At 42.7% G+C, this 25519-nt stretch carries 20 protein-coding genes and 1 other annotated feature; of the genes, 1 reads left to right on the top strand and 19 read right to left on the bottom strand.

The window, feature by feature from the left end:
* The 18 genes from gltB to ACI3E5_RS14070 form a co-directional block, all read right to left on the bottom strand.
* Positions 1-4506: a glutamate synthase large subunit gene (gltB, locus tag ACI3E5_RS14155; RefSeq protein WP_325815952.1), complete on the bottom strand. Its 4506-nt coding sequence runs from the start codon at positions 4504-4506 to the stop codon at positions 1-3.
* Between the two features lie 366 nt (positions 4507-4872).
* The gene (ileS, locus tag ACI3E5_RS14150) at positions 4873-7668 is read right to left on the bottom strand and encodes an isoleucine--tRNA ligase (protein WP_498821961.1); all 2796 of its coding nucleotides are present in this window, start codon (positions 7666-7668) and stop codon (positions 4873-4875) included.
* Positions 7669-8026: 358 nt separating this feature from the next.
* Positions 8027-8255: a binding site (T-box leader), on the bottom strand.
* Positions 8251-9006 (bottom strand): DivIVA domain-containing protein, encoded by a 756-nt coding sequence (locus tag ACI3E5_RS14145; protein WP_121260852.1) that lies wholly within the window; start codon positions 9004-9006, stop codon positions 8251-8253. (Overlaps the previous feature by 5 nt.)
* Positions 9007-9026: 20 nt before the next feature.
* The gene (locus tag ACI3E5_RS14140; protein ID WP_010749763.1) at positions 9027-9809 is read right to left on the bottom strand and encodes a YlmH family RNA-binding protein; all 783 of its coding nucleotides are present in this window, start codon (positions 9807-9809) and stop codon (positions 9027-9029) included.
* Positions 9810-9827: 18 nt separating this feature from the next.
* A complete protein-coding gene (locus tag ACI3E5_RS14135) occupies positions 9828-10091 on the bottom strand; it encodes a YggT family protein (RefSeq protein WP_005228822.1) in 264 nt (87 codons plus the stop codon).
* Positions 10092-10117: 26 nt separating this feature from the next.
* The gene (locus ACI3E5_RS14130; RefSeq protein ID WP_221693224.1) at positions 10118-10771 is read right to left on the bottom strand and encodes a cell division protein SepF; all 654 of its coding nucleotides are present in this window, start codon (positions 10769-10771) and stop codon (positions 10118-10120) included.
* Positions 10772-10787: 16 nt separating this feature from the next.
* Complete coding sequence (locus ACI3E5_RS14125) at positions 10788-11459, bottom strand: YggS family pyridoxal phosphate-dependent enzyme (protein WP_074536072.1); 672 nt, start codon at positions 11457-11459, stop codon at positions 10788-10790.
* 12 nt (positions 11460-11471) lie between these two features.
* Complete coding sequence (gene ftsZ / locus ACI3E5_RS14120) at positions 11472-12716, bottom strand: cell division protein FtsZ (RefSeq protein ID WP_005228816.1); 1245 nt, start codon at positions 12714-12716, stop codon at positions 11472-11474.
* Positions 12717-12747: 31 nt separating this feature from the next.
* Complete coding sequence (gene ftsA / locus ACI3E5_RS14115; protein WP_005228814.1) at positions 12748-14070, bottom strand: cell division protein FtsA; 1323 nt, start codon at positions 14068-14070, stop codon at positions 12748-12750.
* A gap of 153 nt (positions 14071-14223) precedes the next feature.
* Positions 14224-15207 (bottom strand): cell division protein FtsQ/DivIB, encoded by a 984-nt coding sequence (locus tag ACI3E5_RS14110; protein WP_221693226.1) that lies wholly within the window; start codon positions 15205-15207, stop codon positions 14224-14226.
* An 86-nt stretch (positions 15208-15293) separates the two neighbouring features.
* Positions 15294-16388, bottom strand: a complete 1095-nt coding sequence (gene murG / locus ACI3E5_RS14105) for an undecaprenyldiphospho-muramoylpentapeptide beta-N-acetylglucosaminyltransferase (RefSeq protein WP_010749767.1) — start codon at positions 16386-16388, stop codon at positions 15294-15296.
* Positions 16389-16403: 15 nt separating this feature from the next.
* Positions 16404-17762: a UDP-N-acetylmuramoyl-L-alanine--D-glutamate ligase gene (gene murD / locus ACI3E5_RS14100; protein WP_142964654.1), complete on the bottom strand. Its 1359-nt coding sequence runs from the start codon at positions 17760-17762 to the stop codon at positions 16404-16406.
* A 12-nt stretch (positions 17763-17774) separates the two neighbouring features.
* Positions 17775-18737 (bottom strand): phospho-N-acetylmuramoyl-pentapeptide-transferase, encoded by a 963-nt coding sequence (gene mraY, locus ACI3E5_RS14095; protein WP_010749769.1) that lies wholly within the window; start codon positions 18735-18737, stop codon positions 17775-17777.
* Positions 18738-18756: 19 nt separating this feature from the next.
* On the bottom strand, positions 18757-20952 hold the full coding sequence (locus ACI3E5_RS14090) for a penicillin-binding transpeptidase domain-containing protein (RefSeq protein WP_087627818.1): 2196 nt from the start codon (positions 20950-20952) through the stop codon (positions 18757-18759).
* Positions 20953-21372 carry a cell division protein FtsL gene (ftsL, locus tag ACI3E5_RS14085; RefSeq protein WP_005228796.1) on the bottom strand — a complete coding sequence of 140 codons (420 nt, stop codon included), beginning with the start codon at positions 21370-21372 and terminating at the stop codon, positions 20953-20955.
* 5 nt (positions 21373-21377) lie between these two features.
* Positions 21378-22337 (bottom strand): 16S rRNA (cytosine(1402)-N(4))-methyltransferase RsmH, encoded by a 960-nt coding sequence (gene rsmH, locus ACI3E5_RS14080; RefSeq protein WP_005228794.1) that lies wholly within the window; start codon positions 22335-22337, stop codon positions 21378-21380.
* Between the two features lie 25 nt (positions 22338-22362).
* Positions 22363-22794 (bottom strand): division/cell wall cluster transcriptional repressor MraZ, encoded by a 432-nt coding sequence (gene mraZ, locus ACI3E5_RS14075; protein ID WP_005228792.1) that lies wholly within the window; start codon positions 22792-22794, stop codon positions 22363-22365.
* Between the two features lie 198 nt (positions 22795-22992).
* Positions 22993-23361, bottom strand: a complete 369-nt coding sequence (locus ACI3E5_RS14070) for a DUF3397 domain-containing protein (protein WP_005228786.1) — start codon at positions 23359-23361, stop codon at positions 22993-22995.
* A gap of 332 nt (positions 23362-23693) precedes the next feature.
* Between ACI3E5_RS14070 and ACI3E5_RS14065 the strand changes: the two genes are divergently transcribed.
* A complete protein-coding gene (locus ACI3E5_RS14065) occupies positions 23694-23813 on the top strand; it encodes a DUF4044 domain-containing protein (RefSeq protein WP_005237290.1) in 120 nt (39 codons plus the stop codon).
* 64 nt (positions 23814-23877) lie between these two features.
* Here the strand turns inward: ACI3E5_RS14065 and cls are convergent, their stop codons facing one another.
* On the bottom strand, positions 23878-25323 hold the full coding sequence (cls, locus tag ACI3E5_RS14060) for a cardiolipin synthase (protein ID WP_005228785.1): 1446 nt from the start codon (positions 25321-25323) through the stop codon (positions 23878-23880).
* Positions 25324-25519 lie beyond the last annotated feature (196 nt).

Here is a 25519-nt window from a genome sequence, read left to right as displayed (position 1 = left end):
TTAGTCACGCTCCTTTCCTGGGATGGTCAATTGTGGACCGACGACAGCTTCGAAGGCTTTCGTCACAAGTTCATCTCCGACAAACCCTTGGTCCGCCAAGGTCTCCGTCGCTTGGATCATCTGATGGTATTCTGTCGGATAGACTTTGATGAAATGGTGCTGCTGATTTTCCCAATCTTCTAGGATCTCAGCCGCCTTCAATGAATCTGTATAGGCGAAATGCTGCTGGATCATCTCTTTTAGTTGGTGGTCATCGCCGCTTTCGCCAATCCGATATAAATCAACCATTTCCCGATTGCATTTATCGGCAAAGGTTTGATCGGGGTCGTAAACATACGCCACGCCACCGGACATTCCAGCACCGAAGTTGCGGCCGGTTTTTCCTAATATCACCACGACACCGCCAGTCATGTACTCACAGCCATGATCGCCAACACCTTCGACAACGACATTGGCTCCACTGTTACGAACACAAAAGCGTTCGCCAGCAATGCCTCGGAAATAGCCTTCGCCTCGATTTGCCCCGAAGCACGCTACATTACCAACAATTGGTGAATGCTCTGCGTCATAAGCGGCATCTTCAGGTGGCACAATGATCAAGCGGGCACCGCTCAACCCTTTGGCTACATAATCGTTGGCCTCACCGATCAGTTTCAACTGGATGCCCTGGGTGGCAAAAGCCCCAAAGCTTTGTCCAGCAATACCTCGATACGTAAACTGTAACAGACCTGGCGTAACTTCATAATTGCCAAAACGTTCCGCGATCCAGCCTCCTAAACGCGCGCCGACTGAGCGTTGAACATTATTGATCGTATGATTCGTCACGCTTTCTTGATTGTTGTCGATAGCAGCTTGTGCAAAAGCATCTAATTCTGGCCATTGACGTTTCTCAAGGAATGGATCGGTCACTTTGCGTTCGATTGGGATCGTCGTCCCAATCATTTTCGAAAAGTCTAATGATTTTGCTTTGCCTTTAGCAACGAAGCGTGGTGTCAACAATTCCGCATGTCCTACCATCTCATCGATGGTACGAAAGCCTAACTCAGCCATCGTTTCCCGTAGATCTTCTGCTAAAAAGTACATCGTGTTGATGATGTGCTCAGGTTTTCCAGCAAAAAATTTTCGCAACGCTGGGTTCTGTGTAGCAATTCCCACAGGACATGTATTGATACTGCATACCCGCATCATGACACAACCAATCGCAACTAGCGCTAAAGAGGCAAAGCTATATTCTTCTGCTCCTAAAAGAGCAGCAATGGCGATGTCCCGACCCGTCATCAATTTTCCATCTGTCTCTAAGGTCATTCGCTGCCGCAAATGATTCATAGCTAACGTTTGATGGGCTTCTGCAAGCCCCATCTCCCAAGGCAAGCCGGCATCACGGATCGAATTTCTCGGAGAAGCACCAGTCCCACCGTCATAGCCTGAGATCACGACTACGTCTGCGCCAGCTTTGACGACACCGGTAGCGATCGTACCCACGCCCGTACTAGAAACCAATTTGACATTGATCCGTGCATACGGATTGATGGCTTTTAAGTCATAGATCAGCTGGGCTAGATCTTCAATCGAATAAATGTCGTGATGTGGTGGCGGTGAAATCAATCGAACACCAGGCGTGGACCCTCGAATCTCGGCGACCCACGGGAAGACTTTATTGCCTGGTAATTGACCGCCTTCTCCAGGTTTCGCCCCTTGCGCCATTTTGATCTGGAGTTCATCTGCACTCATTAAATATTCGGCGTTGACACCAAAACGGCCAGAAGCTACTTGTTTGATGCGACTATTATAATTAATGCCCTCCACTGGTTTGAAACGATTTCGGTTTTCGCCACCTTCTCCACTGTTGGATTTTGCCCCGATCGCATTCATTCCTTCAGCAATACAGCGATGCGCTTCTTCACTTAGTGAGCCGTAGGACATCGCCCCGACTTTAAATCGTTTGACGATCGTTTCGACAGGCTCCACCTCAGCTAACGGAATACTGCGTCTTGTGTTCGTAAAGGTCCACATAGACCGTAACGTCGTTGGATTGTCCAATGCCTCTTGATTCATTTCCGCCGCATATTCTTTATAAAGCTCATAACTGCCTGTGCGAACGGCTTTTTGGAACCCATAGATCGTTTTTGGATTGAACAAATGATGCTCCCCATCGGCTTTGTACTGGAAACTACCGCCAGAATCAAGATAATCCATTCGTTTTTCACCATATGCGGCCTCATAACGCGTCAGATATTCTTGCTCGATTTGCGCTAACGAGAGACCACCGATACGGGTAACCGTGCCGGTAAAATATTCAGCGATGACTTTCTCAGAGATACCAACCGCTTCAAACAATTGTGCCCCGTGGTAACCGGCGATCGTTGAGATTCCCATTCGTGACATGATTTTGACAATGCCCTTTTCACATGCCTTGCGGTAACTTTCGATCTTCTCTGAAAGCTCAAAGTGCGCCAATGTCTGGTAAGCCCCATACGGATGAACCCCACTTGCTCCGTAGCCGACTAACATGGCATAATGATGGACCTCACAGACTTCCGCTGTATCCGCAACGATCGATGCCAAGGAACGTTTGCCTTTTCGCACCAAATAATTGTGCAGGCCTGATACCGCCAAGAGAATCGGAATCGCCACTTTTCCTTCTTGCGCTTGGATGACTTCCCGATCACTTAAAATGATGATCGTTGCCCCAGCATCGATTTTTTGCTCCGTTTCTTTAAAAAGCGCTTCTAACGCTTGTTGCAAAGCTACCCCGTTTTCTGGTACATAATCATAAAGAATCGACTGTAAAACCGCTTTTTGACCATTTTGATTTAACTGTTTGATCTTTTCATATTCACTCGTTTTTAACACAGGACTAGCAATCTTCAGCTTATTACAATTGATTCGGATGTCCTTTGAAACATCCCCATCTCGACCTAAAAACAGCTCGGTACCGATCACTAATTTTTCGCGAATCGCATCAATGGGTGGATTGGTCACTTGGGCGAATTGTTGCTTGAAGTACGTAAACAAGGATTGGGGACGTTCGCTCAAAATAGCTAAGGGTGAATCAAACCCCATGGAGATCACTGGTTCTTCTCCCGTTTGAGCCATTGGTAAAATCAACGTGCGTATGATCTCATCCGTGTAGCCATTTCGTTTCCAAAGAGTCTGGATCGCATCGTCTGCTGTTTCCTCCTGCTTCTCAGTCCCAGGAAGCAGCTCTGGTGTCAATAGGTGTTCCGCTAGCCACTCTTGGTAAGGGTGGGCATTCGCATAATGCGCTTTGATTTCTTGATTTCGTAAGATCATCCCTTTTTGGGTATCCACCAAAAACATATTTGCTGGTCCAAGCACCCCTTTTTCAATCACTTCCGACGCTGGTAAATCCACCACTCCTGACTCAGAGGCCACGACAACAAAACCAGCTTTCGTGATCGAGTAGCGAGATGGTCGCAATCCATTACGATCAAGGGCAGCTCCCACCATCTCCCCATCGGTAAAGCATAAAGCTGCTGGACCATCCCAAGGAGCCATAAAGCTTGCATTGTATTCATTAAAAGCCGTCAGTTCTGGCGTCAAGCCAGCTTCTTTAGACCACGCTTCTGGCACCATCATCAGCAGTGCTTGGGGAATGTCTCGACCTTGACGATACAAGTATTCCATACAATTTTCCAGCTTCGCAGAATCGGAGTTTTCGTCATCGTAGACTTCGATCTGATGTCCATGCATCCAATTTTCCGCCCCGCGTAACGTGTTGATTTCGCCATTATGGGCTAAGAAACGAAAAGGTTGCGCCCGACTCCAGCTTGGAAAGGTATTCGTTGAAAAACGAGAATGAGTCAAAGCAATACTCGAAGTCATTTCTGGGCTTTGAAGATCTTTGAAAAACAAGCCAACTTGATAGGCATGCAGCATCCCTTTATAAACAACTGTCTTACTGGACAAGCTGCAGATAGACAGCTCATCGGTATGATATGTTTTTTCCAGTTTACGCCGTAGCCGATAAAGCTGATCTTCAAAGGGACGGCCAGCAGCTACATCGACAGGCTTTTCAATAAAGACTTGCACAAAAGATGGCATGACTTTTTGCGCCCCCGGCCCACACTGATAATAATCATATGGAACGTCGCGCTGCCATAAAACCGTAAAACCCATTTGTTGAATGTCTTTAGTTACTTCTTCTTGGACCTGTGCTGCTCGGAGCTTTTCTTTCGGTAAAAAAAACATCCCAACAGCATAGGCGTCTTTTTCAGGCAATGGGATTCCTGCCTCTTTTGCCCGCTGCTGAAAAAAAGGATCTGGCATCGCCATCAAGATTCCTGCTCCGTCCCCCGTGTCAGGTTCAGCGCCAGTTCCCCCTCGATGATTCATCCGTTCTAACATCGTTAAGGCATTTTGGACGAGCTCTCGGGAATAATGACCATTTTTCTGAGCAATGAACCCCATCCCACAAGCATCTTTTTCAAAAGCGGTATCGTACATCGTTTGGTTCGTTGTTTTCATCATCTCTAAATCACTCATGGAATCACACTTTCTTTCAATTTTCTGAATATTCCGATTTTTAACAGTTTACAACCTGATTTTCTATCTGGCAAGTTTTTTTTACTTGATCCGATCTCGTTGCTTTCTTCCTTCAAGGGTTACTTACATCCATTGAACAAGTAGTTACTTGTAAATCACAGGCAGGAATCTTCGTCTAATAAGGTTTTTTTATTATACAATAAACTATCGTAAAATTATTGCAAACAAATGAGAATCGTTATCAATTAACGCGGATTTTCTCATTTGGATGTCACAAACAGCTGCTTATGTCCCATTTTCAAGGAACAAGCTTAATTGATTTCAAAAAAAAGATGACCCACAATAGGATCATCTTTTTCCGTTTTTTTATTTTTCAAAGCCTTCTGCAACCGCTTCAGGATAGTTTTCTTTGACAATGGCTGCGCAATGGCCGCAAAGTGTTGGTAGCTGCTCTTCTACACCGACATCCACACGGACTTGACGACAACGTTCGCAGACTTCACCTTCGGCTTTTTCCACTAAGATCGCCACGTCTTCGAATTGATAGGCCGCTTCTGGTGCTGCTTCACCTGCTTCTTTGATCGTTAAGAAGTCCGGTGAAATGATCAGCAACTGAGCGATATCTGAATCAATGGCTTTTAGTAATGCCGCAACCGGTTCGGTTGGATAGACAGTCACTTTTGCTTCAAACGATTTCCCGATCAGCTTTGCATTACGCGCTTCTTCCAATGCTTTTAAGACATTGTCACGGAAATCAAGGAAAGCACGCCATAAATCAAGCAGCTCTTCTTGGTTAGCAAATGTATCATAGCCAGGGAACTCCGCTAATTGGACATATTCCTCTTCTTCTTTCAAATGTGACCAGATTTCTTCTGCCGTATGCGGAATGATCGGCGTTAGTAATTTCGTCAACGCAACCGCTGTTTGATAAAAGACGGTTTGCATGGCGCGACGTTGGAAATCATTTTCAGCTTCGATATAAACGACATCTTTCGCAAAATCCAAATAGAAGGATGACATATCGACTGTCAAGAAGTTGATGACTGTTCGGTAAATATGCAAGAAGTTGTATTTTTCATAACCATCTTCTCGGATCGTTTTGATCGTTTGATTCAAACGAACCATCATGTATTTATCAACAGAACGCAAGTTTTCAAATGGTACGCTGTCTTTTGCTGGATCAAAATCATTCGTGTTAGCCAATAAGAAACGCATGGTATTGCGAATTTTTCGATAGACTTCTGATACTTGATTCAAGATATCCATAGACACTCGAACATCCGCTTCGTAGTCAACACTGCTGACCCAAAGGCGCAAAATATCCGCACCCATTTGGTTGATCACTTTTTCTGGAGCAATGGTATTTCCAAGAGATTTACTCATCTTACGGCCTTCGCCATCTAAGGAGAAGCCTTGAGACAAGACGGCTTTGTATGGTGCGACTTCATTGATCGCCACACTAGTTGTGATACTTGAGTTGAACCACCCGCGATATTGATCAGAACCTTCCAAATACATGTCAGCTGGGAACGTCAATTCTGGACGTTGACGTAACACGGCTTCGTGAGAAGAACCTGAATCAAACCAAACATCCATGATGTCAGTTTCTTTCGAGAATTTACCGTTTGGTGAGCCTGGATGCGTAAAGCCAGCCGGCAGCAATTCTTCGGCTTCTTTTTCAAACCAAATCGTTGAACCATGTTCAGCAAACAAGTTTGCCACATGCTCGATCGTTTCAGGCGTGATGATGGCTTCGCCGTTTTCTGCATAAAAGATTGGCAATGGTACACCCCACGCACGTTGACGAGAGATCACCCAGTCTCCACGATCGCGAATCATATTGTATAAACGGGTTTTGCCCCATGGAATGATCCAATCTACTTTTTCGATCTCATCCAAAATGTTTTGACGGAACTTATCAATTGAAGCAAACCATTGTGGCGTTGCCCGATAGATGACTGGTTTTTTCGTCCGCCAATCATGTGGATAGCTGTGAGTAAAGAAGTTTAGTTTTAATAGCGCCCCTTTTTCTTCTAAAAGCTCAGTGATCATTGGATTAGCTTTGTCATAAAAAACCCCTTCAAATCCTGGTGCTTCTTCTGTGAAGACCCCACGGCTATCGACTGGTGATAAGACATCTAGCCCATATTTTTTGCTGACGATGTAGTCATCTTCCCCGTGTCCTGGTGCAGTGTGGACCAAACCAGTACCGGCATCCAATGTCACATGATCCCCTAACATCAACAGAGACGTACGGTCATAGAAAGGATGTTGCGCCGTCATTTTTTCTAATTGATCGCCTGCCAATTCTTGCAATACTTCGACAGATTCCCAACCGATCTCATTCGTCACGGTTTCTAATAAATCTTTTGCCACGACAAATTTACGACCATCAGCCAAGATTTGAACATAGGCAAAGGTTGGATTCACAGAGATTCCTAGATTCGCTGGCAAGGTCCATGGCGTCGTCGTCCAGATAACAAAAGATGTATCTGAATCAAGCAGATCTTTGCCATCTGCGACTGGGAAAGCAACATAGATCGATGGTGATTTCACATCTTTGTATTCGATCTCGGCTTCTGCTAGTGATGATTCACTAGATGGTGACCAGTAGATTGGTTTTAATCCTTTGTAGATATAGCCTTTTTCTGCCATTTTTCCGAAAACGCGAATTTCTGCAGCTTCATAATCGGGCGTCAGTGTGATGTATGGGTGCTCCCAATCACCAGAAACCCCTAAACGTTTGAAGTCAGCTCTTTGTGTATCCACTTGTGTCAAAGCATATTCTTCACATTTTTTGCGGTATTCTGCCAAGCTCATTTCTTTACGCTTGATTCCTTTATTCGTCAACACTTGCTCGATCGGCAAACCATGGGTATCCCAACCAGGTACATAAGGGGAACGGAAACCTGACATTGATTTGGAACGTACGATAATGTCTTTACTGATTTTGTTCAATGAGTGTCCAATATGGATGTTCCCATTTGCATAAGGAGGACCATCGTGTAAGACAAAGGTTGGCTTGCCTTCATTTAATTCTTGACGGCGTTGATACAATCGATTTTCTTCCCATTCTTTTTGCCAATCCACTTCGCGGTTCGGCAAGTTGCCTCGCATTGGAAAAGCGGTTTTTCCAAGATGCAGTGTTTCTTTCATTTTCATTCTTGTTTCGCTCCTTTTCGTCTCACTACGTTTCCGTATAATTTCTAAATCCATTGACTCGACCAATCAATTGCTTCTATTGAACGTATCAAAATGGATAGGTTGCCATGACTTTCTTTTGTTTAGGTCCCACTGATTTTAAAAATCAATCCTAGTGATTACTAGTAGGGTTACTACGCTCCCAGCAGTCGCCTAGTACTGTTCATCATCTGCTCTGTTCCGCTTTGCGGACCAATCCTAGTGATTCCTAGTAAGGTTACTACGCTCCCGGCGGTCGCCTAGTACTGTTCATCATCTATTCTGTCTTGCTTCGCAAGCCAATCATAGTGATTCACAGCAAAAAACACGTCCGTCCCTGGCAAGGGACGAACGTGTTCGTGGTACCACCCAAATTTAATTGTCATTTGACAATTCTTTGATGATCGGTAACGGGATCAGGCGTCGTTCTCTACTCGAGTCTTTAAAAAGTCAGCTCTTTAAAGAACGCAACTCACAGATGATCTGATTTCTTACAGGGTTTTATTTGGCTTCCACTCTCCCAAACTCGCTTGAAAATTATAAGAAATTTTTCTGTTCTGTGTCTTAGTTGTTATCTGTTTTGTTCAATTCGTCTAATAAGTTTCTTGCATCATCTAATGTTTTCACTTCAGGGCTTTCGCTTACATCGACGATTTTTTCATCTGATTCAACAACGTCCACATCAAATGTGTCCACTGCTTCTGAGTTTACTCCAGAACCATTTTCACTGTCAAGTTCTTTTGATAAAACTTCTCTGATTACTTGATGGGAATCTTGCACATAGCTTGAAAATGGCGCCAAAATTTCTTCCCACTCAGGGCTCTTCACTTGTTCTAATTGGGTTTGTAACATAACCAATAAGTTGTTGTGGAAGACTCTGGTTTTCTTCTTCAAGTCATTTGTTTCTGTCGCCAATTGACGTGCATTATTTGTTGCATCTGTCAAAATCTCTTTGGCTTTTTCTTCTGCTGAGGTCATCAAGGCATGGGCATGTTTTTCTGCAGTAGCAACCATTTCATCCGCACGGTTTTGCGCAGACGTAACAATCACTTCTGATTCTTTGCTTGCGCTTGTTTTTACTTTATCCGCGGTATCTTGAGCCACGATGATGGATTGGTTCAAGGCGTCTTTCAGTTCATTGAAATACTCTAGTTTTTCTTCGGCGTGTTTCAATGATTTCTCTAACTCGCGATTGCGTTGAACCGCTTCTTCATAATCGCGGACGATCATATCCAAAAAGTCATCGACTTCGTCTTGGTTGTATCCTCTCATTTTTACTGAAAAGTTTTTATTTTGAATGTCTAATGGAGTTAATGCCATATTCTATACACCTCTTTGATTTATTTACGTAATACACCTAATAACAATCTAACTTTTTCTTTTTTCGTGGTTCCTTCTAACCCCTGTATTTGAATCCGACCAAATCCTCTTACTGAAACGATATCCAGTAAATCCAGAACAAAATCTGGTCGTAGTGCTTCTGTCCAGTTTACTTTTACTTTTCCTGATTCGATCAACTGTTTCGAACGCTGACGTGAGATGTTGTATACGGCAGAGATCACTGTATCAAGACGCAATGAACTAACCGTTTCTCTTTCCTCGGTCCAGCCATCTTTAGGAACGATCAACTCGGTGTATTTTGTTTCTTCCAAGCGCACCGATACGTTTCCGATTTTATCCACTTGGAGTTGGATAAAATGACTGACTTCAGCGGCAACGAATACTTGCCATATTTCACCATCGGAAAGAATGTCTCCAAAGTATTCCCTCTTGACTCCAGTCCCCATTAACGTGCCTAAAACTTTTCCATGACTCAACACCGTAAATTTTTTCGGGTATTGAATCGTAAACAAAGTCATGTCAAACTCATCGGTGGTGGGCTCATAATAATCGGGATAAATCAAACAACGTCGTCTTTCAGCAGCTTCGTAACCACCAAAAAAGCGGAAGCTTAAATCCGTTGATTGACGAATCAAGCTTTCTAAAATATACGCTTGTCTCGGATCTAAAAAATCAGTTAAGTAAGGCGCATACTGCATTTGCACTTGTTCGATCCATCCTTGAGCGGAATCAATAAAAGGGCGTTCATCGTTTCGAAAATGTTGATAGACATTTGCGTTCACCGATAACCACCCCTTACGTTAAAATAAAATTGATTGTAAGATCAATATCAATGCTTGTGATGCTAGCTGTAAGACGATAATTGCAAACGCAATCGTAAAATCAATACCAGCAAAACTTAATTTCAATCGATCAAATAAACTCAAATACGGTTCACACACTTTTGCTAAGAAACGTCCAAAAGCGGATTGATACCCTCCTGGAAACCAAGACAAAAGTGCATAGATCACTAATAAAATGGTATACAGATAAACAGCATCACTTAGTAATTTAACGAATCTCAAAAATAAAATTGGCGTTCCTCCTCACTTTAGATATCAAAAAAATTGGTATCTGCTAATGTTTGGGCAGTGCCTTCAATTTCCATACCCTTAGGCGTGCAAAGAAAAATTTCATCGCCAACACGCTTGATATCACCATCTTCAGCGTACACTGTTCCTGTTAAAAAATCAACTATTCGACGAGCTTGGTACTCTTCAATTAAATGAAAATTAACAAGTACAGCATCCCCATTGATGACCTGCTTGGCAATCCCCATCGCTTCGGAATAGACGCGTGGCTCTACGATCGTTATTTTACCAGCTGCTTGTGCGGGTGTTCCTTTTGCTTTTGTTTCTTTGACTCTCGTATTGCTTCTTTGTTGTGCCATCGAAACGACTTTTTCTTCCGTCTTCGTCACCGGTCTTACCCGTTCAGCCGCAGCTGAGGCTTGTTGATAGACAGCTGCTTGTGATTGCTGTCTGTATTGATAGGCTTGATTTTGTGGTTGACTTGTTGTACGTGTTGCCGCTTGGCCAGATGCATACGTATTCGTGGTTGCTCTGGGGGCTGTAAAAGCTCCTCCTTGGTTCACAGCTTGTTTAGACGCTGTGCGTGCCGGTTCTTCCGTGGCAAATGTTTCTTCGTAGTAATCTTCTTCGTCAGTCAATCCAAAAAAATTGGTCAGTTTCTCTTTGAGCGACATCGGTCAACCTCCTTTTTTATTGAAATAATGCTGTTCCTACACGAATAAATGTTGCACCTTCTTGAATCGCAATGGGAAAATCATTACTCATTCCCATACTCGTTTCTAAGCAAGGGGCATGTGTAAGATGCAGGTCAGCGATCTGTTGTTGAATCCTTTTTAATTCTTTAAAAATCTGATGCTGCTCGTCTTTGGAAGCAGTGAGCGGGGCCATCGTCATCAATCCAACAACACGAATTTTGTCGAACGAAGCAAGTGCTTCAATAAAAGCCATTACCTCTTCAACAAAAATCCCTTGTTTCGTTGCTTCCTGCGAAACATTCACTTCCACAAAGCAGTTGATCGGATGCTCTGCTCGTTTTTGAATTTCTTGTGCCAGTTTGATTGAATCTAACGCATGGAAAAAATCAATCTCATTTATAATTGATTTTACCTTTCTGCGTTGCAAATTGCCAATAAAATGCCAACGGACATCTGGATAATCCTTTAGTGCTGCCTTCTTTTCAAGTAGTTTTTCTACTCGATTTTCTGCACAATCCCGCACACCATTTTCTAAAAGGACTCTTGTTGTTTCTGTATCGACGGATTTTGTCACAGCTGTCAAACAGACATCATTGGCATTTCTAGAAACAAGAGCACAGGAATCCTGTATCTCTTGCTGAATCTTGTGCAAGTTCTCAGAAATCATGTGCTCTGCCCCCTAGCGTTTACGACGGAAAAATGGTGGTGTGCTTAATTCGTCGTCATCATTCGAACGTACTTCATCACGGCTGAAGGTATCGAATTCTTTCTTTTCTACATTTTCAAATGTGTTTTCTTCTACTTTAGGTCGTACATTTTGTTCTTTACGGATATCCCAATCACCGAAACCATTGCTTTCTTCTGCTTGCGCTGGCCGTGCTTGATCCATATCTAATGTTGGTTTTTGAGGGATAGAATGAATTTGACCTTGGCTTTGTCTGCTAGAGCGAGAACCCCGTTCTTTTTTTGAAGGGTCAATGCCGGTTGCAATGACAGTCACACGGATCTCATCGCCTAAGTCTTCATTGATTGATGTACCTAAGATAATGTTTACGTCGCCTGTTGCCGCATGAGCGACGATATCAGAAGCATCTTGTGCTTCAAATAAAGTCATATCCAATCCGCCAGTGATGTTCAATAGCACTTGTTCTGCGCCATCGATCGACGTTTCTAGTAATGGTGAAGAGATCGCTTTTTTCGTTGCTTCGATTACACGTTCTTCCCCGCTAGCAACACCGATTCCCATCAAGGCTGTGCCTTGATTTTCCATTACTGTTTTCACATCAGCGAAGTCTAAGTTGACATAGCCAGGTGCAGTGATCAAGTCTGAGATCCCTTGAACCCCTTGACGCAAGACATTGTCTGCTTCACGGAATGCTTCAAGCATTGGCGTTTTCTTGTCAACAACTTCTAATAAACGGTTGTTTGAGATGATCAATAAGGTATCGACATTCTCTTTTAATTTAGCGATGCCTTCAGCCGCAAAACGGCCACGTTTTGGTCCTTCAAAAGTAAACGGACGAGTAACGACACCGACTGTCAACGCGCCGATTTCTTTAGCGATTTTCGCTACGATCGGTGCAGCACCTGTTCCGGTTCCGCCACCCATACCAGCGGTAATGAAAATCATGTCTGCGCCTTCTAATGATTCGCGAATAGAATCTTCACTTTCTTCCGCTGCTTTTTGACCAACTTCTGGTTGAGAGCCAGCACCAAGTCCGCGGGTATATTTAGGGCCTAATTGAATGACTGTTTCTGCTTTTGAGTTTTTTAACGCTTGAACGTCAGTGTTGGCTGCAATAAATTCTACGCCCTTGACATTTTCTTCGATCATACGATTGACTGCGTTGCCGCCACCGCCACCGACTCCGATGACTTTGATCACAGCGCCGTCATTGATGTTATTATCAATTGAAAATTCCATAATTTATCTTCCTCCTGAGAATCGTTTTAGATTATTCAAAGATATTTGAGAAGAAATCTTTTACTCGGTTTGTGATCGACTCACCTTTTTTCTCTTCTTCTGCTTCTTCATAAGTTTCTTCTGGCGCTTCATATTGTTCGTAATGCACTTCTTGTTGTTGAATAGCAACGGGCTGTTGCGCCACTGTTTTTTCACCAGTGATCGCACTTTTGGCAAGCTGGTACACTTCGCTTAAGTTTGCCGAATAGTCAACGATACTGATCACATTCGTGAAAACAGGATTTCTAAGTCCCATATGATTAGGAACGTAAAGCTTGACGTTTGTTTCGAATACTTCTTGAGCAAGATCTACGACACCAGGAAGACTTGCAGCGCCACCAGTCAAGATCACGCCACCCGGTAAATCAAGCCCATCGATTTCGTCTAGGACTTCTTTTGATTTGGTGAAGATTTGTTCCATACGGGCTTCAATGATTTCTGATAAATAGCGTTCATCGATTTTCACTGGTTCTGATTTCCCGATCACATCAACTGGAAATTCTTCACTGGCTGAAGTGCGTTCAGGATACGCATCCCCATAATTGATCTTCAATGCTTCTGCATTGTTGAAAGAGGTATTTAAAACCGTCGAAATGTCTTTTGTGACAAATTCGCCGCCCTCTTGGTTCACATGGGTGAATTTCAATTGCTTGTCGTGCATCGCTGCTGTGGTTGTTTGGCCGCCACCAATGTCGATGACGATCGTACCAAAATCTTTTTCACCGTCTGATAAAATCGATTCCGTTAGTGCTAATGGCGTAATGACTACTTCATTAACAATCAGACCAGATTTTTCAACACATTTGCGAATGTTGTGAATGATGGTTTTTGGTCCTGTATACACAACACCAAACATTTCTAGGCGAACCCCGATCATGCCACGAGGATCTTTGATTCCTTCAAAACCATCAACGGTAAATTCCTGCGGTAAAATAGCAATGATCTGTCTTTCAGGAGGGGTAGAACGAACGAGTGCTGCGGAGGCAACATTACGCACGTCTTCGTCGGTGATCTCTTTTGATTCACTATTGACAGCGATCATTCCTTGACAATTTTCCACTTCAAGAAGATTGGCTGGTACACCAACACTTACACTGCGAATTTGAATTCCTGCTTTTTCTTCTGCTTGTCTTACTGCTCTTTGAATGGCTTGTACCGTTTTATCGATATCTACAATGATCCCACGGTTGATTCCTTCTGATTTTGCATTACCTACACCAATGATATTCATTTGGCTGTCAACGTATTCGGCTACTACAACTTTTACAGATGTCGTACCGATATCAAGGCCAACATACATTCCCGTTTTTGCCATGGATGGGGTTCCCTCCTACTTAAATTGGATATATAGCGAACCATCACAGTCCGTTTTTAGAGTTCATTCGAATAATTTGTTCACTGTTACCAATTCTACCATATAATGGCGCTTTTTAGAAACAAGTTAATGAAAAAAACTCTTGAATTTTTCCTAAGAATCACTACCAGCTGTTTGATTTTCGTCTGCATCGTCTTCTTGTGTATTTGAAATTGGGTAAGTAAAGATTCCAACTTCCATATCCACAATACTGTCCTCGGTCAAATCTTTGGCAATTTGCGGATAATACTGCATTTGACTCACCATATTCGAAATGTTGACGATCACTTGATTGCCATCATTCATAAAGAGAGTCAGCAGCTCATCATTGCTGTCACGGGGGGTATATTTGATTTGAGAAACGCCATCGCGAATTTCTGAACTTAATTCTTGATAGGCACTAAGTGTTGCTTTGATTTTATCTTCAGCCGAAAAATTTTCTAAAACCGGCAATCCTTCCACTGGCTGCTCACTGATTTCATCTAACACAACGCCATTTTCTAAAACCGGCGCATAGCCACCATCTTGGGCTAGTAAAGCAACTTCTTGAAATTCAGTGACAGTGATATCGAAGCGATTGATACCAGATAGAGAAATTGAGGCATTTTTTATACGTGGCAATTCTTTTTTGATGGCAGACACGCTTTGATTACGTTCGAAAAATTGCGGCCACATCTCTTCATTGACGGTTAGGTCCGAATTTTCGAGAATTGCTTCTGCGGATACTTCATGATTGCCTTTGACGACCACATTCGCCAAACGACTAAGGGGCGAAACGAAATACAAAACAATCAATAAAGGAATCATCAACAATCCAATAATCAAGGCTAAACGGCGAATCAACACTTGGTTGCGGTACGCCTTTAGGTTAGGCAGCCGATCAGCAAAGGAGCGGGCCTTCTTTTCTGGCTCTGGCAATGCTTCCTTCTCATCAACAGACTCTTCCATTGCTTCATCTGCTTCAAAAAATGTTTCTTCTTGCTCGTCTTCATGGTCTTTGGACGTATCTTCTGTTTCTTCAGGAGCAGGAGAAGACCAAGCTGGCTGATTGCCTTTTTCTTGCAAATACTTTAGATTTTCTTTTTGCCAAGGGGTCAACTCTTCCGTTGACGAGGGGGTTTGATCATCATGAGGTGTTTTGTCTTTACTAATGATAATCGCTCCTTTCTATCCCACACATTGTACTATTTGATTACCTCTTGCACAAGTCGAAATAATCGTTCTGAGGCATCGCTGATCCCTTGTTCTTTTGAGGCTTTTGCCATCTTACTACGAAGGGCTTCATCTTGCATGATACTGTCTACTGCTTCCACGAGGTTTTGACTGTTTAGTTCATGATCGGCAATCATTTTGACTGCTCCTGCATTGGCTAAACTTTGGGCGTTCTTCGTTTGGTGGTCATTGGTCACATAAGGACTAGGAATCAAAATCGCTGGAATCCCTAATGCAGTGAATTCTGCGATCGATGTGGCTCCTGCTCGTCCAATCAACAAATCACTATTTGCCATCACTTCTGCCATCTGATCAATGTAAGGGCGAATACTGATATTAGGAAAGGCATCTTTTGACATGCCGATTTTTTCTTCGATCTCTTTGTAATACCGTTCACCTGACGCATAGAGAAGCTGATACTCTTTTTGAGCAAACAGCGGCAGCGCATCAATGATCGCTTGATTGATTTTCAGTGCTCCTTGACTCCCACCAAAAACCAAGACCGTCTTTTTCGCCGGATTTAAATCGTAGGAAGACAAGATCGCTGACTTTTGACTGTTGCGTACTTCTTGACCTCTGGGATTCCCCACCAGCACCGTTTTCTTCGCTGGAAAGTACTGGGACGCATCGTGAAAGGCAATGGCGATTTTGTCCACATATTTGGTTAGAAATTTATTCGTGATCCCGGGAACACTATTTTGTTCATGAATAATTGTAGGAATTTTCAACTTCGCTGCAGCAAAGACCACCGCGCCAGAAACGTAGCCGCCGGTGCCGATCACCACATCCGGTTGAAACTCCTTGATGATTTTTTTGGCTGCGTAATAACTTTTCATGAAAAGTTGGATCGTTTTTACATTATCGAAGGACAACTTACGCTTAAAGCCTTGGATTTCTAATGTTTTAAAAGGAATACCTGTTGGAGGGACGATTTTATTTTCCAAGCCCCTTGTTGCACCAATGTATAAAAATTCGGCTGTCGGGTCAATCTCTTTTACATAATCGACAAAAGACAACGCTGGATAAATATGTCCGCCAGTACCGCCGCCAGTCACAAGTATTTTCATATCCGTCACTCATTTCTATTTAAGTTCTGCTACTGCCGCCATAAATTTGTCGCCGCGAACTTCAAAATTAGGGTATTGATCCCAACTTGCATTCGCAGGTGACAATAAAATCGTATCTCCAGCAGCACTTAAAGAAAAGGCTAATGGGACGGCTGTTTCAACATTGTCTGTCATTTCAATTGTTTTTACCCCTGCTGCTTGAGCAGCAGCGGCTAATTTTTCCTTTGTTTCACCAAACAACACGATGGCTTTTAGCCCTTTTAGTGCGGGAACTAAGTCATCAAAGCTGTTCCCCCGATCCAGACCACCTGCCAATAAAATCAGTTTCTCATTGTCAAAGCCGCCTAATGCCATTTCTGTGGCTAGAATGTTTGTTGCTTTGGAGTCATTGAAAAATTTCACCTGATTGATGGTGGTGACATACTGAGTCCGATGGGGCACGCCTGTAAAGGTTTGTAACGCTTGCTTAATGGCTTCGTTTGGCATATCGCAAAGTTTACCGACAGCAATCGCTGCTAATGCATTTTCAATATTATGATCTCCTGGCACGCCAAGTTCATCAGCTGCCATAATCACTTCTTCTTTATAATAGAGGATACCGTCAAGCATGTACGCGCCTGCTACTTTTTCCTTGGTGGAAAAAGGAATGATTTGCGCGTTTGATTTTGCCGACAGTGCTTCTAGTTCTGGCTGGTTCCAGTTGATCACCAAATAATCATCTGCAGTCATTCGCTGTTGCAACCGCCACTTTGCTAGGACATACTCTGGACGACTGCCATGGTAATCGATATGGGCTTCATAAATATTGGTGATCACGGCGATTTTTGGTCGCAAAGTATCGATCCCCATCAATTGGAAGCTAGACAATTCCATGACTAATCGGTCTTCCGCTTTGGCCGTTTGAGCAACGGAACTTGCAGGAAACCCAATGTTCCCAGAAAGCAGTGCCTGCCCTTTTTGCATCCCGGCGTTTAAGACATTGGCGATCATGGTCGTTGTGGTGGTTTTTCCGTTCGTACCAGTAATGCCGATAATCGGAGCCTCAGAGATTTGATACGCTAGCTCCACTTCCGTGATTACAGGAATTTTTTTCTCTAAAGCTTTTTGAACAAGGGGCTGTGAATAAGGGATTCCTGGATTTTTCACAACTAACGAAAAGCCTTCATCCAATAATTCGATTGGGTGGCTGCCAGTGATCACTTTGACCCCTAACGCCAAAAGATCTTGTGCTTCGGGATTTTCAGCAAATGGCTTGCCGTCATTAACGGTCACAAGTGCGCCCAAATCATGTAACAATTTGGCCGCACTGAATCCACTACGCGCTAATCCTAGCACAAGAACTTTTTTATTTTGATATGTTTTAATTTTTTTCATTTTCTTCATCTCCTACCATACAAGGGCTATTGTGAGCAACGAGCAACCTAACGCAATACACCAAAAAACAGTGTCGATCTTCCACTCAGACCATCCGCTCATTTCAAAATGATGGTGGATGGGTGACATCTTGAAGATTCGTTTGCCCGTTAATTTGAATGAGGCAACTTGCAGCATCACGCTTGCTGTTTCACAAACATAGACCAGTCCGACAAGCAAGAGGGTCCATTCTTGGTGTAAAAGAATCGAAATTGCTGCCAGCAGACCGCCTAAAGCCAGCGAGCCGACATCCCCCATAAAAATTTTAGCCGGTTTGCGATTGTACGGAAAGAAGCCGATCAATCCGCCAATGATTGCTAGACAAACGATCAATACATCAATTTGATCTTGCCGCCAAGCAATCAGTGCGTAAGTTGAAAAAGAAATCGTGCCCAGTCCTGCGACCAGACCATCGATACCGTCGGTCAAGTTGACTGCATTTGAAAAACCGACCAGCCAAAAGATGACGAACACTCCGTAAAAGATCGACAGTGGCACATCGATCCCAAAGAAATTTAACACGTCTGCATTGCCTTCCGCTCGAAAAACAAAGTAAAAGACGAGTCCGCCTAAAATTTGTCCAATCAATTTTTGCAGCGAGTTTAAGCCCATATTTCTTTTGCGGAAAATCTTGATGAAATCGTCAAGAAATCCTAATGCACCATAAACCAAGGTAATGAACAAAAGAATGAACAATGAAGCAGTCAGTTGATTTTGCCATGCCCCTACCCAAATTGCAGTGATCATTGCAGAAATCAAAAATACAAACCCACCCATCGTTGGTGTACCAGCCTTTACGTTATGCCATTTAGGGCCGTCACCACGTATTTCCTGTCCGTATTTCTTCATTTGAAAATAGCCGATAAACAAAGGCATTGCGGCTGTTACGATCGCAAAGCCGCTTGCCAAAGGTAATATCATCTCTGTCCATTCCATATCGTTCTCTCCTATTATTCTATTCGTTTTCGCTTAGTGTAAACTTGATCGATTGTCCCGATAACTCAGTATAAGGCTCCACGCTCTGTTTGGTACAATAGCCGTCCCCTTCAAAACTGACGTCCACATTCAACAGACTGCCAAATTTGATCAAATCTGCTTTGGACCAGGAGGTCGTATCAGGCATGTAATACTTGTCGCTATCCGTAATCAGCAGTACCCGTCCGCCAGGCATGATAGAAGTGCCGCTGTCAACGGACTGTGCGATGACCTTCTCGCCATCACCGATGACAACAGGGGTCAACCCAGCTTTTTGAACGTCAGTTGCCGCTGATTCTGTATCAAGATTACGATAATCCCCTACAGTCGTTTCACTACCAGAGGTTGTACTATCTTCTAATGCAGAATTTTTCAGATCCATGACTCGTTTCATCAATGGATTGGCAATTTCACCCAACACGGTGCTTTCGTGCTTCTCTGGCAATTTGATCGTCAAATACAAAATATATTCAGGTTCTTCTGAAGGAAACATCAAAACAACAGAATACAGATAATTGGTACCCCCAGACAAATACTTACCGGTCGTTGGATCGGCTACTTGGGCTGTCCCCGTTTTCGCGGAAATATTGTAGCCCGGTAGTTCATAGACACCATAAGCACTTCCGTAATTTTCACTTTCGACAACATCACGCATATATTCCCGTACTTTTGTTGCCGCTTCTGCTGTGATGGGATGGCCAACTTCTTCTGGTTGTGTGACCGTTTCTTCTCCTGTATTGCCATCAACGATTTTACTAATAAACTGTGGTTTCAACATCGTTCCGTTATTTGCCACCGACGTAAAGGCCTGCATCATTTGGAAATTCGTCACACCAATCGCTTGACCAAATGACGTCATCGCTTGGCTGACAGGGTTATCCTCTGGTGTGATCCCAGTATTTTCGTTAGGCAATCCTGAATAGGTACTGCGACCAAAACCAAATTCTTTTAAGTATTGCTGCCAACGATCTGCCATTCGCTGTTCCAAGGTCACCATTCCAATATTACTCGACCATGAAAGTGCTTGGCGCATCGTCAGTGTTCCTTTTTGACCGAAGTCCCAGTCGTTGATGGTTGCATCATAAAGTTTCATTCCATCAGGGCTTGGGGTAAAAGTTTCGTTTTCATTAAAGATCCCTTGATCGATCGCTGCTGCCGTCGTTAAGATCTTCATGGTTGATCCTGGCTCGTAGTTGTCCTCAACTAATAGGTTTTGCCAATCATTGATGGAATCCAAATTTTCTGGATTATAGGTTGGTCGTTGCGCCATCGCCACGATCTCACCAGTTTTTGCATCCATCAAGTTCGCTGTTAAGTTTTCTGGTTTGTTTTCTTTAAAGACACTGTCCATCAGCGTTTCCAAGTAGCTTTGGATTCGACTATCGATGGTCGTATAGACGTCTTTTCCATCCACCGCTGCAACAGTTTCGGCTACGGTTCCTGGCAACGGATTTTGATTGTTATCTTTTTGATAAACGATCTCGCCATCGGTCCCAGAAAGCACGTCATTGTACGCAGCTTCTAGTCCCGTTTTCCCAACTAGACCAGTATCGTCATCATTGGCAACAGCATACCCGATAAAGTGAGAAGAAAAGACACCATTCGGATAAAGACGAGCTGGATGACTGTCAAAATGAAAGCCAGCAATCCCTTCTTTTTCCATTGCATCTTCAATCGCATTCTTTTGTTCTAATGTAATATTGTTCCCTTTGCTTCCAAAAGAAACACGCCATAATTGTTGCTCAAGCCCTTCTTCTAATGTATTGACTGCTGTTTCTTGGTCGATGGACAATACATCCGACAAGATTTTGCCCAATTTATTGAAGTTTGCTTTTTCTGCAAAAAGATTCTTTTTGCCATCTTTGTAATTTTGGTTCAAAACAGCGTAAATTGAATAGGAAGTCACATCTTCAGCAATTGGAATCCCATTGCGGTCATAGATCGTTCCACGTTTCGCTTTGATGACTTCACTGCCTTCATAAAGATTTTTCGTTTTTTCAGCTAAGGAAGTCCCAGCGACATCTCCGACAATGACGATGTAGCTCAAACGCGTGACAAACAAAAAGAACAATCCAATACTCGTAGCAAAGAGAATAATACCTACTTTTTTGCGATTGTTCGTTGTAGTTTGATTGTTCTTTTTTAAGTATTGCTTGAATTTATCTGTTAACTTCATTTAGTCCACTTTCCTTAAATTGCCGTCATCGATCGACAATCCATTATCCTCAGCAATCTTTTGGATGCGCTCGGTTTTAGAAAGTTCATTTTTCTCTTGTTCCAACTGTTCTGCTTGTGTTGTTTTTTCATTGATATCCGATTGGATCAAAGAAATATCGTGTTCGACTTGACTGATATTGGTTCGAATATTGATGGTCAAGATCGCCAACGTCAATACAGAGATGATCACAAAGGCAGCGATCAGTTTTTCCAGAGTAGAAATGCTTTTTAACCGACGAGCCGGAGATGCTGGTACGCGGATGACCTCAGGACGCTGGGGATCAGTAGGCAGTTTTTCAGTTGTCGGTTCAGAGTGTTCCATAGGTTGTGATTCAAGTGGTTCTCTGAATTCATAGTCATGAACTTTTAGTTCTGCCATAGTTGTTACCCTTCGCTTTCCTTGATTTTTTCCGCGATTCGCAGTTTCGCACTGCGAGAACGATTATTTTCAGCTACTTCTTCCTCAGTTGGAAGTAGTGGTTTTCTTGTTATAAGTTTAAGTGTTGGTTGGAATTCTTCTGGTATCATCGGCAAACCTGGCGGCATATCCTTCGGTGTGCTGTATTCCTTGAACATCGATTTCACGATGCGATCTTCTAAAGAGTGAAACGTGATGACACTCACACGTCCGTTGACTGCTAAAAGATGAATCGCTTGTTCAAGTGATTCTTCAATCACACCTAGCTCATCATTGACTGCAATGCGAATGGCTTGGAAAACCCGTTTTGCAGGGTGTCCGCCTTTTCTTCTTGCTGGCGCAGGAATGGCTGTTTTGATGATATCGACCAACTCACCCGTTGTTTCGATTGGATGATCTTGTCGCACCCGCTCGATTTCACGAGCGATTTGTTTCGAGAATTTTTCTTCTCCATAACGGAAGAAGATTTTGACTAATTGGTGGTAGTCGAATTGATTGACTACTTCATAGGCAGTCAATGCTGCAGTTTGATCCATCCGCATATCCAGCGGTGCATCTTGGTGGTAGCTAAAGCCGCGTTCGGCTTCATCTAATTGGGGTGAGGAAACACCTAAATCGTACAAAATCCCATCGACTCGGCTCACACCGTGTTGATGCAATGCTTCCTTTAAATAGCGGAAATTACTTTTAATGAACGTAACCATTCCTTTAGCAACATATGGTGCTAAACGTTCTTTCGCATGATCGATAGCAGTTTGGTCTTGATCAAAAGCAAAGAGATGTCCCTCTTCAGACAGTTGCGACAATAAATATTCACTATGACCGGCTCCACCTAATGTACAATCGACATAGACGCCTTCTGGACGAATCTTTAACCCATCAACGGTCTCCTGTAGCATAACGGTGTAGTGTTGAAAATCTGCCATGTGTTTTTTCCTCTTCCTATCAAGCCTATAAGCCAAAATCAATCATTGTTTCAGCAATTTCATCAAAGTTTTCTTCTGCTTCTTCAGAGAATGCTTGCCAACGCGTTTCATCCCAAATCTCGATTCGGTTTGAAACGCCGATGATCACACAGCTTTTGGTAAGGTCTGCATGATTTCTCAATGTAACAGGGATATTGATTCGTCCTTGTTTATCGATTTCGCACTCTGTTGCAGCAGAATAAAAGAAGCGGACAAATGTCCGAGCGTCCTTTTTCGCTAAAGGCATTTCGTTTAGTTTTTCTTCAAGTTTTTCCCATTCAGATAAGGGGTAGCCAAATAAACAGCCATCTAATCCACGTGTCACAACAAATTTTTCTCCGAGTTTTTCTCGTAGTTTTGAAGGGACGATTAGTCGGCCTTTTGCATCTATCGAATGTTGAAATTCACCCATAAACATCGATAAATAACCCCCGATCTCCACCTGATATTCACAGTCTACCACAATCCCCCACTTTCTACCACAAATTATATGAAATTTGAAAGGGAAGTTGTTTGACTTTTCTTTACCAAATGAGGAAAAAGAGGAAAACCGACTACTTAAAGTTTTTAAAAAAACTTTAAGTGAAAAAATGGGCGTTTATCAAGAGTCAAAACACTATAAGTAACTAACAATATTTAGAATGATCAAAACGACATGAAAAATGATCGTAAATAGAAAAATACTACGCCAATACATCTTTAAATAGCGACCATATTGGATCTCCTCATAGTAATATGCCTGAAAAACTGCCAGCAGAATCCCTAATAAAAAAATGGAGATCAAATAGTACAATGTGATCGCTTGATCAAAAGTATACTTTGATAATTGATGAATCCCGACCATCAAAAACGGTACTGCTAAATCCGGTGCCTTCACGTGGTAACGATCATTCAAGGACAACGCGGAAACAATGAACCGACAGGCGAAATAGACGAGCACAGGGAAGATATACCAAAACAAAACGATTGGATTAAATCCAGACATACAGCAAAATCCTTTCTAACAACTAGTGTCACTATACTTTATTTTCTTTACATCCGTGTTTCAGTTCTTTTAAAAATCTGAGCTGGAATAAGACAGTCATGAAATTTTTTAAGGAGCCTCTTTGTTCACCAGCTGACTTTTGAAAGTCTTGAAGAATGCATTTCTTTACCTATTAAAACAGAAGGGCGTATCTTCAACAAGTCTATCTTGCCATTCTAATGATTTTTTTTGTCCTGAAATTGAAAATTTCTTAATTTCTCCTTGGTTCAACTTGAGTTCTTGTGTATTTGAGGGTAAACTGTCACTAGAATAACTCTAAAAGGTGGATTAGAATGAACGAGAAAAAACCAAAAAGTACCTTTGCAAAAATCACGCAAGTCGTGATCTGGACTATGCTTATTCTCACTGTTGGCTCGATTTTCTTAGCAGCATACACAAGTATTATGGGTTAATCCTATTAAAAAAGTGCCCTTTTCCAAAATGATGGCTTCCATCTTTTGGAAAAGGGCACTTTTTTTACAGCAAGGGTGACACAAGGCGTGCCAAGCCTTCTTTGATTTTGATCGTCAGCTTTCTTTGCTGATACGCTTCGATCGTTAAGTGCTTAGAATCGATCGAATCCGCCAGAAACGCTTCTTTCGTTTGCGTCGCGAGTTGTGCATCGTAGATGATCGTATTGACCTCAAAGTCTAAACGAAACGATCGGACATCGATATTTGCTGAACCAATCGAAACGAGCCCACTGTCAATGATCATCGTTTTTGCATGCATAAACCCTTTCTCATAGGTTTCGATGACTGCCCCAAAATGCAGTAGCTCAGCCGCAAAGGAATAGGTCGCCCAATATACCAAGGGATGATCCGGTTTGTTAGGGATTTGTATATGAACTTTCACCCCAGAAAGCAGTGCCAATTTCAAGGCATTGTGAATGGCTTCATCCGGAATATAATAAGGTGTTTGGATCAAGATTTCCTTTTTGGCTAAGTTGATCATTTTCAGATAGGTCATTTTGATTTCTTCATGTTCCGTATCAGGACCACTCGTGATGACTTGGGCTGCAACTGTCCCGACTTGTTTAATTTCAGGAAACAAGGAAGGATCATATTTGATCTCCAACGCATGTTGTGAATTCCAATCCATCAAAAACCGATTTTGCAGCGAATAGACAGCTGAACCGGCAATTCGCAAGTGATTGTCTCGCCAATAACCGAATTTTTCCACTTGCCCTAGATATTCATCTCCCACATTAAAACCGCCTGTATAGCCAATTTCTCCATCGATCACCACGATTTTCCGATGATTTCGATAATTGATTCGCGGATTGACATAAGGAACGAATAAAGGAAAGAAGAAGGCAATTTGACCGCCATGTAGACGCAACTCATCAAAAAACTTCAATGATACTTGGGTGCTGCCCCAAGCATCTAATAAGACTCTTACTTTTACGCCCCGCTTCGCCGCGCGCACCAGTGCCTCTTTGACTTCATTTCCCAATGTATCACTGCGATAAATGTAATATTCCATATGAATGTGATTTTTTGCCTGTTCGATATCCGCGATCAAGGCATCAAATTTCTGCCGTCCGTCGGTATAAAGCGTCATACTATTCGCTGTCGTATACAGGGATTGCCCAAAGACTGTCAACAGGTAGACCAGCTGCTGCACTTCTACCTGCGCGGTCGGCGGATGCGGAAACAGCTGACGAGCGAGGGCTTGCTTTTGTTCTTCTAATTCAACATTCAGCCCCACCTTTGCCTGTGAGCGCATATCAAAGATCTTTTCCTTAGAGATCCCTCTACCAAAGAAAAAGTAAAGCACAAAGCCAACGATTGGAATGAACATCAAGACCAAAAGCCAGGCCCACGTTTGAGCAGTCTGCCGCCTTTCTCTGAAAATGATAATGATTGATAACAAAATATTGACTATAAATAAAATGGTTACCAAATTATCCATTACAACCATTTCTCCACCTCTTCCCCGATTTCCCGCTACTAAAGCATATCAAAAAATAGTACCTAAAGTAAAGAAACACTGTGATGAAACAAAAAAAGCCGATCTTGACGATCGACTTTAAGAAAACAGGTTCTACAATATTTAGTGTTGGTGGAAAATCTACGGATTTTCTACTGACACTTTTTTTATAAAAAAAGATAGCAAA

It is taken from the genome of Candidatus Enterococcus avicola (genome assembly GCF_047470845.1).
GTDB classification, from domain to species: domain Bacteria; phylum Bacillota; class Bacilli; order Lactobacillales; family Enterococcaceae; genus Enterococcus_D; species Enterococcus_D casseliflavus.
The sequence above is the reverse complement of the archived record's forward strand: the minus strand, read 5'-3'. Positions and strand labels throughout refer to the sequence as shown.

What these genes read in the sequence shown, in the direction of transcription:
- ftsA (WP_005228814.1), bottom strand. Translation starts at nt 14,070, where the DNA reads ATGGCAAAAACGGGAATGTATGTTGGCCTTGATATCGGTACGACATCT.
- ACI3E5_RS14065 (WP_005237290.1), top strand. Translation starts at nt 23,694, where the DNA reads ATGAACGAGAAAAAACCAAAAAGTACCTTTGCAAAAATCACGCAAGTC.
- mraY (WP_010749769.1), bottom strand. Translation starts at nt 18,737, where the DNA reads ATGGAATGGACAGAGATGATATTACCTTTGGCAAGCGGCTTTGCGATC.
- ftsL (WP_005228796.1), bottom strand. Translation starts at nt 21,372, where the DNA reads ATGGCAGAACTAAAAGTTCATGACTATGAATTCAGAGAACCACTTGAA.
- ACI3E5_RS14125 (WP_074536072.1), bottom strand. Translation starts at nt 11,459, where the DNA reads ATGATTTCTGAGAACTTGCACAAGATTCAGCAAGAGATACAGGATTCC.
- ileS (WP_498821961.1), bottom strand. Translation starts at nt 7,668, where the DNA reads ATGAAAATGAAAGAAACACTGCATCTTGGAAAAACCGCTTTTCCAATG.
- ACI3E5_RS14070 (WP_005228786.1), bottom strand. Translation starts at nt 23,361, where the DNA reads ATGTCTGGATTTAATCCAATCGTTTTGTTTTGGTATATCTTCCCTGTG.
- mraZ (WP_005228792.1), bottom strand. Translation starts at nt 22,794, where the DNA reads ATGTTTATGGGTGAATTTCAACATTCGATAGATGCAAAAGGCCGACTA.
- gltB (WP_325815952.1), bottom strand. Translation starts at nt 4,506, where the DNA reads ATGAGTGATTTAGAGATGATGAAAACAACGAACCAAACGATGTACGAT.
- cls (WP_005228785.1), bottom strand. Translation starts at nt 25,323, where the DNA reads ATGGTTGTAATGGATAATTTGGTAACCATTTTATTTATAGTCAATATT.
- rsmH (WP_005228794.1), bottom strand. Translation starts at nt 22,337, where the DNA reads ATGGCAGATTTTCAACACTACACCGTTATGCTACAGGAGACCGTTGAT.
- murD (WP_142964654.1), bottom strand. Translation starts at nt 17,762, where the DNA reads ATGAAAAAAATTAAAACATATCAAAATAAAAAAGTTCTTGTGCTAGGA.
- ACI3E5_RS14145 (WP_121260852.1), bottom strand. Translation starts at nt 9,006, where the DNA reads ATGGCATTAACTCCATTAGACATTCAAAATAAAAACTTTTCAGTAAAA.
- ACI3E5_RS14130 (WP_221693224.1), bottom strand. Translation starts at nt 10,771, where the DNA reads ATGTCGCTCAAAGAGAAACTGACCAATTTTTTTGGATTGACTGACGAA.
- ftsZ (WP_005228816.1), bottom strand. Translation starts at nt 12,716, where the DNA reads ATGGAATTTTCAATTGATAATAACATCAATGACGGCGCTGTGATCAAA.
- ACI3E5_RS14090 (WP_087627818.1), bottom strand. Translation starts at nt 20,952, where the DNA reads ATGAAGTTAACAGATAAATTCAAGCAATACTTAAAAAAGAACAATCAA.
- murG (WP_010749767.1), bottom strand. Translation starts at nt 16,388, where the DNA reads ATGAAAATACTTGTGACTGGCGGCGGTACTGGCGGACATATTTATCCA.